We start from the raw sequence: 13,384 nt of genomic DNA on the forward strand, positions 1-13,384 counted from the left end.
GTAATCTCAAGAAAAATTACAGGCGTAAACGATGCAGATCAGCGAGGCCGAATCCCTGGTGATGGACGTGCTCTGGCGCCAGCATCCACTGGCGGCCGAAGACGTGGTCGCAGCGCTGGCACGGACCCAGCATTGGCAGGAGGCCACCATCAAGACCCTGCTCAACCGGCTGTTGAACAAGGGCGCGATCAAGGCCAGCAAGGAGGGCCGCCGCTACCTGTATGCGCCTGTGCTGAAACGCGAGGACTGGGTGCTCGGCGAGAGCGAAGGCCTGCTGCAGCGCCTGTTCGATGGTCGCGTGGCGCCGCTGGTGGCGCATTTCAGCGAGCGCGGCAAGCTTTCCGCGGCCGATCTGGCCGAGCTCAAGCGATTGATTGCGGAGCTCGACGATGAACAGTGACGTGCTGCTTGGCTGGTTGCTGGAAGGGACGTTGGCGGTCACGGCCGCACTGCTGCTGGTGATGGCCTTGCGCCTGCCGTTGCGGCGGCTGTTCGGTGCGGGCGCGGCCTATGCGGTGTGGGCGTTGGTGCCGTTGTCATTGTTGGCGGTGTCGCTGCCGGCGCCGGTCGGGCAGGTCGTGACGCGCACGCTGTCCCCTGCGTCGGTCGATGTGCAGTTTGCGCAAGCATCGTCAGCGCCGATGCTGTCGTCGTCGTGGTGGGCGCTGCACGGGCCCGTGCTGCTCGTCGCGCTGTGGGCAGCAGGCGCCTTGCTCGTGGCATGCGTGTTCTGGCATCAGCAGCGCCGCTTCATCGCCAGCCTCGGCCGCACGCGCCGCGATGAAGCCGGCCTGCTGCGTGCCGATGTCGGCGCCAGTTGTCCGGCCGTGGTCGGCGCGTGGTCGCCGCGCATCGTGCTGCCCGACGATTTTGAGTCGCGCTATCCCGCGCACGAAGCCGAGCTGGTGCTCGCGCACGAGCGCGTGCACCTCGCCCGCCAGGACGTGCGCCTGAACCTGCTGGCCGTCGCGCTGCGCTGCGTGCACTGGTTCAACCCGCTGCTGCACTACGCCACGCGCGCCTACCGCCAGGACCAGGAACTCGCCTGCGATGCTGCCGTGCTCGCACGCCATCCCCATTCACGCCGCGCCTACGCCGACGCGATGCTGAAAACGCAGCTGGCCGTCCTTGGACTGCCGGTCGGCTGCCATTGGCAGTCCAGCCAATCATTGAGGGAGCGGATTCTCATGCTGAAAAAACCACAGCCGGCGCGCGGACGCATGCGCCTTGGCGCGATCACCATCGCCGCACTGCTGCTGGGCGCGAGTTATACGGTCTGGGCGCTGCAGCCGGAGCGTGATCAGGCGCCGGCCCGTCTGGGCACGATGTTCGAGGACGAAGTGCTGTATGCGGATGTGGCGATGCGATCCGGCCCGGGCGAGCTATTCGTGCTCGATGGCGCCATGGGGCACGGCCCTTCAGGCGCCTCCCGGGCATTTTCGGGCAAGGATGGCGCACTGAGGATCGGTTTTGGAAAATCCCCGGAAGCGCCGGATACCTTGCTGCTGACGGCCAATGTGGCTGGCAGCAAAAGCGCGCCGGAGCTGCAATGGCGTCTGGAACTTGCCGACAAGCGTGTCGATGGCGGCAATGCCAGGATGACGCCGGGACAGTCGGTGACGCTTGCCATCGATGGTGCCAAACATGGGGCCGCCGCTTCCGCCACGGTCAGGATCATGCGATCCAGCGATGGCGTGCTGATGGGCGAGTTCGATGAGCCTCAACGGTTCAAGCGCGGAGACGACGGCATCTACATCGATGCGCATGGCGGCGGCGTCTGGGGCGCACAGTACAAGACCGCAGGCGAGGCGCAGGTGCTGGTGCAGATCTCCAAGCGCGGTGAAGTCGTAGCCACCAGGGTTGAGTCCTCGACTCCAGCCGGCGCCTTCAGCGACGAAGACGCGCGTGCATTCTTCAAGGGGGAGAGGTACTCGCCGTTGGTCGAAAATGGTATTGCTGTGCCGGCTCGAATCCGTACCAGAATTACTTTCTCGCCGCCGAAGCCGGAGCGTACGGCCATTTCCACGAAAAAAACCGATACGGCACAAGCGACATCGCCGGCGCAGACCATCGAAGAATCCCGCAACCTCAATCCGCCGAAGTATCCAGGCGTGGCCCTGCAGAACAAGCTCGGCGGCATGGTGGTCCTGATCGTCGACGTCGCGGCGGATGGTCGGCCGACGGCGGTCAAGGTGGATCGCTCCGAGCCGGCCGGAGTCTTCGATGCCGCCGTGGTCGAGGCTGCATGGAAATGGAAGTTCAAGCCGGAGATGAAGAATGGCAAGCCGGTGGCCGGGCGCGTGCGGGTGCCGGTGGAGTTCTCGCCGCATGGCGATCCGGCGCATGCCGGGGCGACGCAAGGCTGACGGCGAGTGGTTCCGGCGGTTGGCGCGTCGGGCCCACGCCCCGACGCCGTTGGCGTCGTCGGTTGGTTTCGGCGGCCAGTCAATGTAGGGCGCATTAGCCGCAGGCGTAATGCGCCGCAAGGTGTCATCCGGAATTCGCGACATTCGGCGCATTACGCCTACGGCTAATGCGCCTACGCGACTCAATCGAGAACATGCACCGCATCGGTCAGGCGCCGTACTTCGGCGGGCACGTGGCTGACGTACACCATCGGCAAGGCGGTCTCGTCACGGACGCGCTGCAGGTAGGGAATCAGTTCCTCGCGGCGTGCCTGATCTAGCATCGACAGCGGTTCGTCGAGCAACAGGATCTGCGGTTGCGAGAGCAGGGCGCGGCCCAGTGCGATGCGCTGGGCTTCGCCGCCGGACAGGGCATGCGTGCGCCGCGACAGCAGCTTGTCGATGCCGAGCAGTTCGACGATCGTATCCAGCGCGAAACGCGGCTGCAGTTTCCGCTCGCCGCGCAGGCCGTAGAGCAGGTTGTGGCGCACGTCCAGGTGCGGGAACAGGCGCGCGTCCTGGAACACGTAGCCGATACGCCGCCGATGCGCGGGCAGGTCGATGCCATGCTCGCTGTCGAACAGCACGCGGCCGTCGATCTCGATCCGGCCGGCGCGAGGCCGGACCAGGCCGGCGATGGCGTTGAGCACGGTGGTCTTGCCCGCGCCCGAAGCGCCGACCAGCGCCACCACGCGCGCGTCGTCCTCGATCCGCACCTGGCGCTGGAAATCGCCACGCTGCAGGTCGATGGACAGGTGCAGCATCAGGCGCCTCCCGGGTGGGGGTGCGGGGAAGGCTCATGTGGGAGGGGCTTCAGCCCCGACATCTGCAAGGACAGTCGGGGCTGAAGCCCCTCCCACACAACCCCCTCCCGCAGGAATCCATCCTTCACAGGCGAGGACATGGCCATTGCGATGTTCGCAGTGCTCATGCGCGCAACTCCCGCCGCTGCCGCTGTACCAGCCATTCCGACAGCAGCACCGCGACAAACGAGATCGCGATCGCGACGATGGTCAGCCGCCAGATGCCGGCCTCGCCGCCGGGCACCTGCATCAGGCCGTAGATTGCCGACGACAGCGTCTGCGTTTCGCCGGGGATGTTGGAGACGAAAGTGATCGTCGCGCCGAACTCGCCCAGCGCCTTGGCGAAGGCGAGCACCGCGCCGGCGACGACGCCGGGCCAGGCCAACGGCAAAGTGATGCCGAAGAATACGCGCCAGCGGTCGGCGCCGAGCGTGGCCGCGGCTTGTTCCAGGCGCCGGTCGACCGCTTCAATCGACAGGCGGATCGCGCGCACCATCAACGGAAAACCCATGATCGCGCTGGCCAGCGCGGCGCCGGTCCAGCGAAACGCGAAGGTGAAGCCGAACTGTTCCAGCAACCAGCGGCCGACCGTGCCGTTGGCGCCCAGCAGGATCAGCAGCATGTAACCGGTCACCACCGGTGGCATCACGAGCGGCAGATGCAGCAGCGCATCCAGCAGCAGCTTGCCCGGGAATTGCCGGCGTGCCAGCAGCCAGCCCACTGCGATGCCCAGCGGCAGACTGCCGAGCATGGCGGCCGTCGCCACTTTCAGGCTCAGCGCGATCGCGGTCAGTTCCTCAGGCGTGAATGCGAGCATGCGCGTGCGTTCGGCTCAGAGCACGATGAAGCCGCGGCGACGGAAAATCGCCGCGGCGGCGGGTGTCGCCAGCCATGCCATGAAAGCGTCCGCGTGCGGATGCTGGCTCGCGGCCACGCGCGCCACCGGATACACGATGCGCGGGTGCGTGCTGGCCGGGAAAGTCGACAGCACGCGTACGCCCGGTTCGGCTCTGGCATCGCTGGCGTATACGACGCCCAGCGGGGCTTCTTCGCGCGCGACCAGCATCAGCGCCGCGCGCACGTTCTCGGCTTCGGCTACTTTCGCCCGCAGCGACGGCCAGACGCCGAGCGAGACGAACGCCGCTTTCGCGTATTTGCCGGCCGGCACACTGGCGGCCAGCGCCAGCGCCAGGCGGCCATCGCCGAGCAGCGGACGCAGGTCGACGCCGCGTTCCAGCAGGAGTGTTTTTGCGGTGCTGGCCTTCGGCGCGATCAGCACCAGCGTGTTGCCGAGCAGGTCGCGACGGCTGTCGCCGTCGATCAGCTGCCGCTGCTGCAGGTAATCCATCCAGTCGAGGTCGGCCGACAGGAACACATCGGCCGGCGCGCCCTGTTCGATCTGTCGCGCCAGCGTCGAGCTGGCAGCGTACGACACGCGCACCGGCTGTCCATGTGCGCGCTGGTAGGCCGCGGCCGCCTCATCCATTGATTCCTTGAGGCTGGCGGCGGCGAATATGGTGAGCGGCATGGGCACGCTTTGCGGTATTGCGGCAAGGACGATCGTTGCCAGGCACGACATCGCGATCGCGGCCAGGGCCTGCATCCAGCGGTTGTGGCGGCACGGCGTCGCCCGGGGGGGGAATGCAGGAATTGCGGGAATCATGGCGCGGCCACCACCGTGATCGATTCGACCTGGCGCACCCAGCGCGCGGGACGTGCATCGTCCAGTGCGATCAGTTGCAGTGGTCCGTCCTCATTCTCCAGCGGCCGGCCATTGCAGCGGTCGACCAGCAGCACGCGCCGTTGCCCGAAGTCCGGATCGAGTTCGGCCAGCGAATACAGCACGCGGTGGCCATCGCGTGCCTGCACCAGCACGTATTGCGCCAGTTGAGTAGCACCCAGCATGTCCACTGGAAGGGCGCCGGCGGCGCGCAGCAGTGCCGACAGCGGCACGCCTTCGCATGACAATCCCGGCCCATGCGCCGAGGCTGTGACCACTTCGCGTGGCAGCGCGGCCCGTGTCGCCGCGTCCAGCGGCACCACCCGCGGCGAAGCCAGTACAGACGGCGCCGCGGCGCGCAGGCGCGGATCGTGCGTGGTCCGTGGTGCGGGAGGCGTCGCCGTTGCGGATGGTGGCGGCTTCACCGCGCCGCTACTTGTACAGGCCGACAGGGCGAGGGCGAGCAGGGCGGGCGGCCAGGAGCGGGTCATGCGCGCATGATGCCGGATCGTGCATTGCACCGCCGTCGGACGCGCCATTTGCAAGGACATCTCTACAGTTGGTCGATCGGCGTCTTGAAATAACGCACGCCATTGCCCTCGGCCGGCGGCAGTGCGCCGGCGCGGATATTGGTCTGTACGGCTGGAATGATCAGCGCCGGCATCGACAAGGTCGCATCGCGTGCCTCGCGCATCGCCACGAACTGTACTTCGTCGATGCCACCGCCAACGTGGATATTGGCGCGCTTCTGTTCGCCGATGCTGGTTTCGCATGCGACCGGGCGACCACCGGGACCGTAGTCGTGGCAGACGAACACGCGCGTGTCGTCGGGCAATTCGAACAGTCGCTGGATCGACCGGAACAGTGTTTGCGCGCTGCCGCCGGGGAAATCGCAACGCGCAGTGCCGGCATCGGGCATGAACAGAGAATCGCCGGTGAACAGCGCGTCGCCGATCAGGTAGGCGTTGCTGTCGCTGGTATGGCCGGGCACCGGGATCACCCGGGCCTGTAGCCCGCCGATGGCGAAGGATTCGCCGGCGGCGAACAGATGATCGAATTGCGAGCCGTCGACCGGAAAACCATCGCCCAGGTTGAAGATCGGCCGGAAGGTCGCCTGCACGATGCGGATGCCCTCGCCGATGGCGAGCGTGGCCTCAGGCAGCCGCTGCTTGAGCCAGCGCGCGGCGGACAGATGGTCGGCGTGCGCGTGCGTTTCCAGCAGCCAGCGCACGCGATAGCCGTGTTCGTGGACGTAGTCGAGCAGAGCCTGCACCGATGCGGTCGAAGTGCGGCCGGAGGCGGCTTCGTAATCGAGTACCGGATCGATCAATGCCGCCTCGCCGGTGGCCGGGTCGGCGACGACATAGCTCCAGGTGCCGGTGCCGGCGTGATGATGCGGATGCACGGTCGGCGCCATCACGTTGGCCTGCCTCAGTTGAGCGTCGCGTTGAGCAGGCCGGCCAGCCGGTAGGCCGCCTGGCGCACGCGCTGTTCGGCCAGCGCACGATGCGCGTCCAGGTAGACGCTGTCCATGCGGTGCTGGCGGGGATAGATCTGCCGCGAATCGAGCAGGCGGCAGGACTCTTCGGCCCAGGCCACCGCGTCGGTGGTGGCAGCGGTGTCGCGCGGCGGCCAGGGCAGCGCGCCGAGGCGATCGGCATAGGCCTGCATCTGCTTGCCGCGCGCGGCGGGCATGCCGGTGCCCAGGTCGGCCGATCCCAGGATGTAGTAGTCCCATACCGAATGCAGGTTGGTGCCCATCACGCCGTCGACGTAGCGGTCGCGTGCGTAGCTTTCCGGCGCCAGGGGCGTGCGCAGGCTGACCTGGAAGTCGTTGCCGCCCTTGTCCTTGCGATTGCTGGCGTGCAGCGGCTGGTGCACGTCGCCGACCAGGTGCACGAGGAATTTCAGCGCCTCGCGCCGCTGTGCCGGCGTCTTGCCGCGGTCGGCCAGGATCGCGCGCTGCGCTTCGATCTGCGCGATCACGCAGTTGCCGTCGGGGCAGTCGCGCTTGGGCTGGTACTCGCAACGGCCCGGTTCGAAGTTCACGTAATGCCAGCGCGAGGTCTTCCTGCCCAGTTCGGGATCGTGGTCGCGCAGCGTGTCGGCCCAGGTGGCGACGCCGGACAGGGTCGGGTCGGGTTCGCCGGCCAGCAGGTCGGCGACTTCGGCGCGGGCCGCAGGTGTGAGATGGCGCTGCGCCAGTTCGCCGATCAGGCGATGACCCAAGGCGCTCCAGCCCAGCGCCATCGGCGCCGACAGCAGCAGGAAAGCGATTACAGACAGGCGAAGCGCCGTGCGATTCCGGTTCATGTGCGGGTGGGGGTTAAGCGGGTGGCGGGAAAACGCTAAAATACCGGTCTTTCCCGTCCGCGTCTTTTGCAGGAGTGCTTCATGGCGATCAAGGTAGGCATCAACGGCTTCGGCCGCATCGGCCGCAACGTACTGCGCTCGGCCGTGCAGAACTTCGGCAACGACATCGAAATCGTCGCCATCAACGACCTGCTCGAGCCGGACTACCTCGCCTACCTGCTGCAGCATGATTCCGTGCACGGCCGCTTCAAGGGCGACGTGTCGGTCGAAGGCAACACACTGATCGTCAACGGCAAGAAGATCCGCCTGACCCAGGAGCGCGATCCGGCCAACCTGAAGTGGGACGAAGTCGGTGTCGAAGTCGTCATCGAATCGACCGGCCTGTTCCTCGACAAGACCACTGCGCAGAAGCATCTCGACGCCGGCGCGAAGAAGGTGATCCTGTCGGCGCCGTCGAAGGACGACACGCCGATGTTCGTCTACGGCGTCAACGACAGGACCTACAAGGGCGAGGCGATCGTCTCCAATGCCTCGTGCACGACCAACTGCCTGGCGCCGCTGGCGAAGGTGCTCAACGACAAGTGGGGCATCAAGCGCGGCCTGATGACCACCGTGCACGCCGCCACCGCCACGCAGAAGACCGTGGACGGCCCCAGCAACAAGGACTGGCGCGGCGGCCGCGGCATCCTCGAGAACATCATCCCGTCCAGCACCGGCGCGGCCAAGGCGGTTGGCGTGGTGATCCCGGAACTCAACAAGAAGCTCACCGGCATGTCGTTCCGCGTGCCGACTTCGGACGTGTCGGTGGTCGACCTGACCGTCGAACTGGTCAAGGAAGCCACCTACGCCGAGATCTGCGCCGAGATGAAGGCGCAGTCGGAAGGCGTGCTGAAGGGCATCCTCGGCTACACCGAGGACAAGGTGGTCGCCACCGATTTCCGTGGTGACACCCGCACCTCGATCTTCGACGCCGACGCCGGCATTGCGCTGGATGGCACCTTCGTCAAGTTGGTCAGCTGGTACGACAACGAGTGGGGTTATTCCAACAAGTGCCTGGAAATGGTCAAGGTCGTCGCCGGCAAGTAAGCGTGCAGCTGTCGCGACATCGACGCCCCGGCCGGTCCGGGGCGTTCCGTTTCCGGAACCGATCAGGCATGGCGGCCGTCGCCGCACGACCATGACGGCCATGCCCAACCCACCCGCCGACAATGCTGCGCCGCTTGTCGAGCGCGACATCGTCGTCCTGGTCGACCGTTTCTACGACCGTGTCCAGCGCGACCCGGTGCTCGGACCGGTCTTCAATCCCGCCGTGCACGACTGGGGCGACCACAAGCGCACGCTGGTGTCGTTCTGGACCTCGGTGGCCTTGCGCGCCGGCACCTATCGCGGCAATCCGATGGCGGCGCATCGCGCGCATCCGATCCGCGCCGAACATTTCGACCACTGGCTGGCACTGTGGCGCGAAACCGCCGAAGAAGTACTGGCGCCGGAACACGCCGAACTGCTCAGTGGATACGCGATGCGCATCGGGCGCAGCCTGCGTTACGGGCTGAATCTGGAACCGCTGCCCGAGCCCGGCGAGCCGTAGCCGATCGCGCAACCGCGCTGTCCGGTTTGCCAGTCCCGCCATGGCTACGGACAATGCACGCCTGCCTATCACGGGAACTGCAATGACCATCCTCCGCATGACCGACCTCGATCTCGCCGGCAAGCGCGTGTTGATCCGCCAGGACCTCAACGTGCCGGTGGACGACGGTCGGGTCAGCTCCGACCAGCGCATCACCGCTTCGCTGCCGACCTTGCGCCATGCGCTCGATGCCGGCGCCGCGGTGATGGTCATGTCGCACCTGGGTCGGCCCAGGGAAGGCGTGTGGAGCGAGGCCGATTCGCTGGCGCCGGTCGCCGCGCGCCTGTCGGAACTGCTCGGGCGCGAAGTGCCGCTGGTGCGCAACTATCTCGATGGCGTGGACGTCGCGCCGGGCCAACTCGTGCTGCTGGAAAACTGCCGCATGAACCCCGGCGAGGGCAAGGACGACGAGACGCTGGCGAAGCGATACGCGGCACTGTGCGACGTGTTCGTGATGGACGCATTCGGCACCGCGCACCGCGCACAGGCTTCCACGCATGGCGTGATCCGGCAGGCGAAGCAGGCCGCAGGCGGACCGTTGCTGATGGCCGAACTGGATGCACTGGCCAAGGCGCTGGACAAGCCGGCACGGCCGCTGCTGGCGATCGTCGCCGGCTCCAAGGTCTCGACCAAGCTGGAACTGCTGTCGTCGCTGGTGGGCAAGGTCGACCAGCTGATCGTCGGTGGTGGCATCGCCAACACTTTCATCGCCGCGATGGGACATGGCGTGGGCAAGTCACTGTACGAGCCGGACCTGATCGACACCGCGAAAAAGATCATGGCCGACGCCAGGGCGCGCGGTGCCGACATCCCGGTGCCGACCGACGTGGTCGTCGCCAGGGAATTCAAGGCGGACTCTCCGGCCAGCATCAAGCCGGTCGACCGGGTGGCCGACGACGACCTGATCCTCGACATCGGGCCTGAAACTGCATCGCGCTATGCGCTGATGATCGAGGACGCGCGCACGGTGGTGTGGAACGGCCCGGTCGGCGTCTTCGAGTTCGAAGCCTTCGGCCGCGGCACCGAAACGCTGGCGCACGCGATCGCCGAATCGGATGCGTTCTCGATCGCCGGCGGCGGCGACACGCTGGCGGCGATCGACAAGTACGGCATCGCCGATGACGTCGGCTACATCTCCACCGGCGGCGGCGCGTTCCTGGAATTCCTGGAAGGGAAGGAGTTGCCGGCCGTGGCCGCGCTCAGGGCGCGCGGTTGATTGAGGTGCCGGACCCGAATCCGCGCTCTCGAATGACAACGCTCTTCTTCGACCTCGACGGCACGCTGATCGACTCGGCCGTCGGCATCACCCGCTGCGTCGCGCACGCACTCACGCGGATGGGATTGCCGATCCCGCCTGAGCCGGAATTGCGGCGCTGGATCGGGCCCTCGCTGCGCACCAGTTTCGCACCGCTGCTGGGCGAGGCTGCGCGCGTCGAGCAGGCCGTCGAACACTATCGCGAGCGCTTCGAAAGCTGCGGCTGGACCGAACACGAGGTGTATCCGGGTATCGCCGAAACGCTGCAAAGCCTGCATGCCGGCGGTCATCGCCTGGCGGTGGTGACCGCCAAGAACGAACCGCACGCGCGCAGGATCGTCGACCACCTGCCATTCGGCGCCCTGTTCGATGACGTGATAGGAGCGACTCCCGATGGCAGCCTCAGCGAAAAACCGGAGTTGATTGCGGCGGCGCTGCAGCGTTGCCGTGTCGCCGCCGTGGACTGCGTGATGATCGGCGACCGGCGCATGGACATCGAAGGCGCGCGTCATCACGGCATGGCCAATATCGGCGTGCTGTGGGGTTTCGGCGGCGAAGCCGAATTGCGCGAGGCGGGCGCCGGACAGCTTGCGGCCACGCCCATGCAACTGCCTGCCTTGCTGGCCGCATAGGCAAACACGTTCTGCGGCGCAGCAAATAAACGACATCGACGCCTGTCGTCCGGTAATCCAGCGGGCCTGATACGGGCACCCGGTCACGGAACCGGGAGCCCCAACGAATATTTCACGACGATTTGATATTCCCGATGCCGGAGCAGGCCTACTTTCGGCGCGCGGCGATGTGCCGCTTTGGCAGGGAGAGGCTCGTATGCGTTCCGTAAAGTTGCTCCTGATGGGATCTCTGATGGTGGCGGCATCCAGCGTGTCGATGGCCGGTGGCTGTCTGGCCGGCACCTACCAGTACTTCAGCGACGACGGCCAGCTGGTGGGCGAGGCAACGGTCGGCTGCAACCCGAATTCCAGCTGGGGCGCGCAGACTGACAACGCCGTGTTCCGTGCAGGATGCGGCGTGTCGATGTGACGCGCGCGATGTATCGCAAGCAGGAGCCCCGGCAAGTCCGGGGTTCCTTTTTGCGGCATCCGTGCAGGTCAGGATCGCTCGCGCCGTTGCCAGTCGTCCGCCAGCAGGCCGAACATCTCGGAATCCTTGGCCTCGTCGCCCACGAAAAAGCGCTCACGAAGCACGCCTTCGCTGACGAAGCCGAGCCGCTGCAGGATCCGCCGTGAATTGTCGTTGAGCGGATCGATGTCGGCCTCGATGCGGTGCAGGTGCAGGCTGCGGAACGCCCAATCCAGCGCCGCGCCGACCGCCTCCCGCGCCAGCCCCTTGCCCCACTGGTCCGAGCGCAGTGAATAGCCGATCTCCGCATGGCGGTGGCGTGCGTCGAAACGGAACAGCGTGCAGGTGCCGATCACCATGTCGCGCCGGTCGACGCTGACCCAGTTGATCTTGTCGCGCTGCGCGAAGGCCTCCTCCATTTCCGAGATCAGCGCGCAGGCCTCGTCGCGCTGGGTCATCGGCGCTCGGCTCCAGTAACGCATTACCTCGGGATCGGAGAACAGCGCGAACACGGCGTCCGCGTCCTGCGGCCGGGGGCCGCGCAGCCGCACGCGTGGGCCGTGCAGTTGCGGGAACCCCGGCAAGGCGGCGAGCGACGCGGAAAGATCGGTGGGCATGTGTCGCGTTTCCGACCACGGCTCGGGCTAGGATAGAGGATTCCCTTCCAGAGCCTTTGAATCGAATGTCCGAGCATCGCCGCCGCACCCGCATCCTCGCCACCCTCGGTCCGGCCACCGATGCCCCCGGCGTGCTCGATGCCCTGTTGCGTGCCGGCGTCGACGTGGTGCGCCTGAACTTCTCGCACGGTGATCCGTCGGCACAGATGGCGCGCGCGCAGGCCGTGCGCGAGGCGGCGGAACGGGTCGGTACCGAGGTCGGCATCCTTGCCGACCTGCCGGGGCCGAAGATCCGCATCGAACGCTTCGCCGAGGGCAGGGTGCGATTGCGCGCTGGCGACCGTTTCGACCTGGTCGCGCGCGACGATGCCCCTCCGGGCGATGCCTCGCAGATCGGCGTGAGCTACCTCGGATTGCCCGGCGACGTGGCCGCCGGCGACGTATTGCTGCTGGACGACGGCGTGGTGCAGCTGCAGGTCGAAAGCGTCGAAGGCGAACGCATCATCACCCGCGTCCTCAACGACAGCGTGCTGTCCGACCGCAAAGGCCTGAACCGGCTCGGCGGTGGCTTGTCGCTGGGCGCATTGACCGAACGCGATCGCGAACTGATCGGCGTGGCCGCGCAGATCGGGGTGGATTTCATCGCCGTATCGTTCTGCCGCAATGCGGCCGACATGGAAGAAGCGCGCGCGATCGCGCGCGCCGCCGGCAGCGATGCGGCGCTGGTGTCCAAGATCGAACGCGCCGAGGCGATCGAGAACCTGGAAGAGATCATCGAAGCCAGCGACGTGGTGATGGTCGCGCGCGGCGACTTGGGCGTGGAGATCGGCGACGCCGAACTGCCCGGCCTGCAGAAGAAGATCATCCGCGAATCGCTGCTGCGCAACCGCGTGGTGATCACCGCCACGCAGATGCTGCAGTCGATGGTCGATAGCCCGATTCCGACCCGCGCCGAAGTGCTCGACGTCGCCAACGCGGTGATCGACGGCACCGATGCGGTGATGCTGTCGCAGGAAAGCGCCGCCGGCAATTTCCCGGTGCGCGCGGTCGAGGCGATGGCGCGCATCTGCATCGGCGCCGAGAAACAGTTCGAGGCCAACACCGATTTCGAGAAGGCGCAGCGCGACCTGCAGCGCGCCGACCAGGCGATCGCGATGGCGGCCATGTTCCTGTCCGAGCACATCGGCGTGCGCGCGATCGTGGCGATGACCGAATCCGGCGGCACCGCCCGCTTCCTGTCGCGGTTCCGCTCCAGCGTGCCGATCTACGGCCTGTCGCGCCATGGCGGCTCGCGCCGGCGCATGGCGCTGATGCGCGACGTGTTCCCGATCGATTTCGACAGCCGCGGCCTGGCCACCCGCGAAGCCGCCCGCGCCGCGCTCAAGGCGATGTTCGCCGCCGGCCTGCTCAACGAAGGCGACCGCGTGATCTTCACCAGCGGTGACCACATGGAACACCATGGCGCGACCAACACCCTGCGGCTCCTCGAGGTCGGCGCAGCCGGCGTGGCGCAGGGGCTGGGGGAGATTTGACGGCCTTGGTAGCTGGTGCTATTCCGCACTCA

The 13,384-nt window shown here is 66.9% G+C and carries 15 protein-coding genes; 8 read left to right on the top strand and 7 right to left on the bottom strand.

The window, feature by feature from the left end:
• Positions 1–31: 31 nt before the first annotated feature.
• Complete coding sequence (locus IP90_RS02510) at positions 32–400, top strand: BlaI/MecI/CopY family transcriptional regulator (RefSeq protein ID WP_144898026.1); 369 nt, start codon at positions 32–34, stop codon at positions 398–400.
• Positions 390–2,366: a TonB family protein gene (locus IP90_RS02515; RefSeq protein WP_144898027.1), complete on the top strand. Its 1,977-nt coding sequence runs from the start codon at positions 390–392 to the stop codon at positions 2,364–2,366. Before IP90_RS02510 ends, IP90_RS02515 begins: the two co-directional genes overlap by 11 nt.
• Before the next feature lie 182 nt (positions 2,367–2,548).
• On the opposite strand, the gene modC is transcribed toward IP90_RS02515, so the two are convergent.
• The 6 genes from modC to IP90_RS02545 form a co-directional block, all read right to left on the bottom strand.
• The gene (gene modC, locus IP90_RS02520; RefSeq protein ID WP_144898028.1) at positions 2,549–3,169 is read right to left on the bottom strand and encodes a molybdenum ABC transporter ATP-binding protein; all 621 of its coding nucleotides are present in this window, start codon (positions 3,167–3,169) and stop codon (positions 2,549–2,551) included.
• A 163-nt stretch (positions 3,170–3,332) separates the two neighbouring features.
• The gene (gene modB / locus IP90_RS02525; protein ID WP_144898029.1) at positions 3,333–4,025 is read right to left on the bottom strand and encodes a molybdate ABC transporter permease subunit; all 693 of its coding nucleotides are present in this window, start codon (positions 4,023–4,025) and stop codon (positions 3,333–3,335) included.
• 15 nt (positions 4,026–4,040) lie between these two features.
• On the bottom strand, positions 4,041–4,811 hold the full coding sequence (modA, locus tag IP90_RS02530; RefSeq protein ID WP_144898030.1) for a molybdate ABC transporter substrate-binding protein: 771 nt from the start codon (positions 4,809–4,811) through the stop codon (positions 4,041–4,043).
• 56 nt (positions 4,812–4,867) lie between these two features.
• Entirely contained in the window at positions 4,868–5,419 is a 552-nt protein-coding gene (locus IP90_RS02535) for a molybdopterin-binding protein (RefSeq protein ID WP_144898031.1), read from the bottom strand.
• Between the two features lie 62 nt (positions 5,420–5,481).
• Positions 5,482–6,345, bottom strand: coding sequence for an MBL fold metallo-hydrolase (locus IP90_RS02540; RefSeq protein WP_144898032.1), 864 nt, complete (start codon positions 6,343–6,345; stop codon positions 5,482–5,484).
• A 14-nt stretch (positions 6,346–6,359) separates the two neighbouring features.
• Positions 6,360–7,241 carry a S1/P1 nuclease gene (locus IP90_RS02545; protein WP_199753370.1) on the bottom strand — a complete coding sequence of 294 codons (882 nt, stop codon included), beginning with the start codon at positions 7,239–7,241 and terminating at the stop codon, positions 6,360–6,362.
• An 81-nt stretch (positions 7,242–7,322) separates the two neighbouring features.
• Between IP90_RS02545 and gap the strand changes: the two genes are divergently transcribed.
• The 5 genes from gap (at position 7,323) to IP90_RS02570 (ending at position 11,164) form a co-directional block, all read left to right on the top strand.
• Positions 7,323–8,327: a type I glyceraldehyde-3-phosphate dehydrogenase gene (gene gap, locus IP90_RS02550; RefSeq protein WP_144898033.1), complete on the top strand. Its 1,005-nt coding sequence runs from the start codon at positions 7,323–7,325 to the stop codon at positions 8,325–8,327.
• A gap of 100 nt (positions 8,328–8,427) precedes the next feature.
• Positions 8,428–8,829 (top strand): group III truncated hemoglobin, encoded by a 402-nt coding sequence (locus IP90_RS02555; protein WP_242007453.1) that lies wholly within the window; start codon positions 8,428–8,430, stop codon positions 8,827–8,829.
• Positions 8,830–8,911: 82 nt separating this feature from the next.
• Positions 8,912–10,084: a phosphoglycerate kinase gene (locus IP90_RS02560; RefSeq protein ID WP_144898035.1), complete on the top strand. Its 1,173-nt coding sequence runs from the start codon at positions 8,912–8,914 to the stop codon at positions 10,082–10,084.
• A gap of 32 nt (positions 10,085–10,116) precedes the next feature.
• Complete coding sequence (locus IP90_RS02565; protein WP_144898036.1) at positions 10,117–10,755, top strand: HAD family hydrolase; 639 nt, start codon at positions 10,117–10,119, stop codon at positions 10,753–10,755.
• A 196-nt stretch (positions 10,756–10,951) separates the two neighbouring features.
• Positions 10,952–11,164: a DUF6289 family protein gene (locus tag IP90_RS02570; RefSeq protein ID WP_144898037.1), complete on the top strand. Its 213-nt coding sequence runs from the start codon at positions 10,952–10,954 to the stop codon at positions 11,162–11,164.
• Between the two features lie 68 nt (positions 11,165–11,232).
• Here IP90_RS02570 and IP90_RS02575 read toward each other — a convergent pair whose 3' ends face one another.
• Positions 11,233–11,820, bottom strand: coding sequence for a GNAT family N-acetyltransferase (locus IP90_RS02575; protein ID WP_144898038.1), 588 nt, complete (start codon positions 11,818–11,820; stop codon positions 11,233–11,235).
• A gap of 65 nt (positions 11,821–11,885) precedes the next feature.
• Here IP90_RS02575 and pyk point away from each other — a divergent pair, with 65 nt between their 5' ends.
• Positions 11,886–13,352, top strand: coding sequence for a pyruvate kinase (gene pyk, locus IP90_RS02580; RefSeq protein ID WP_144898039.1), 1,467 nt, complete (start codon positions 11,886–11,888; stop codon positions 13,350–13,352).
• Positions 13,353–13,384 lie beyond the last annotated feature (32 nt).

The organism is Luteimonas cucumeris (genome assembly GCF_007830035.1).
Taxonomy (GTDB): Bacteria; Pseudomonadota; Gammaproteobacteria; order Xanthomonadales; family Xanthomonadaceae; genus Luteimonas_C; species Luteimonas_C cucumeris.

Excerpts from the sequence above, each read along its gene's own strand:
- IP90_RS02510 (WP_144898026.1), top strand. The coding sequence starts at position 32 with ATGCAGATCAGCGAGGCCGAATCCCTGGTGATGGACGTGCTCTGGCGC.
- IP90_RS02515 (WP_144898027.1), top strand. The coding sequence starts at position 390 with ATGAACAGTGACGTGCTGCTTGGCTGGTTGCTGGAAGGGACGTTGGCG.
- modC (WP_144898028.1), bottom strand. The coding sequence starts at position 3,169 with ATGCTGCACCTGTCCATCGACCTGCAGCGTGGCGATTTCCAGCGCCAG.
- modB (WP_144898029.1), bottom strand. The coding sequence starts at position 4,025 with ATGCTCGCATTCACGCCTGAGGAACTGACCGCGATCGCGCTGAGCCTG.
- modA (WP_144898030.1), bottom strand. The coding sequence starts at position 4,811 with ATGCAGGCCCTGGCCGCGATCGCGATGTCGTGCCTGGCAACGATCGTC.
- IP90_RS02535 (WP_144898031.1), bottom strand. The coding sequence starts at position 5,419 with ATGACCCGCTCCTGGCCGCCCGCCCTGCTCGCCCTCGCCCTGTCGGCC.
- IP90_RS02540 (WP_144898032.1), bottom strand. The coding sequence starts at position 6,345 with ATGGCGCCGACCGTGCATCCGCATCATCACGCCGGCACCGGCACCTGG.
- IP90_RS02545 (WP_199753370.1), bottom strand. The coding sequence starts at position 7,241 with ATGAACCGGAATCGCACGGCGCTTCGCCTGTCTGTAATCGCTTTCCTG.
- gap (WP_144898033.1), top strand. The coding sequence starts at position 7,323 with ATGGCGATCAAGGTAGGCATCAACGGCTTCGGCCGCATCGGCCGCAAC.
- IP90_RS02555 (WP_242007453.1), top strand. The coding sequence starts at position 8,428 with ATGCCCAACCCACCCGCCGACAATGCTGCGCCGCTTGTCGAGCGCGAC.
- IP90_RS02560 (WP_144898035.1), top strand. The coding sequence starts at position 8,912 with ATGACCATCCTCCGCATGACCGACCTCGATCTCGCCGGCAAGCGCGTG.
- IP90_RS02565 (WP_144898036.1), top strand. The coding sequence starts at position 10,117 with ATGACAACGCTCTTCTTCGACCTCGACGGCACGCTGATCGACTCGGCC.
- IP90_RS02570 (WP_144898037.1), top strand. The coding sequence starts at position 10,952 with ATGCGTTCCGTAAAGTTGCTCCTGATGGGATCTCTGATGGTGGCGGCA.
- IP90_RS02575 (WP_144898038.1), bottom strand. The coding sequence starts at position 11,820 with ATGCCCACCGATCTTTCCGCGTCGCTCGCCGCCTTGCCGGGGTTCCCG.
- pyk (WP_144898039.1), top strand. The coding sequence starts at position 11,886 with ATGTCCGAGCATCGCCGCCGCACCCGCATCCTCGCCACCCTCGGTCCG.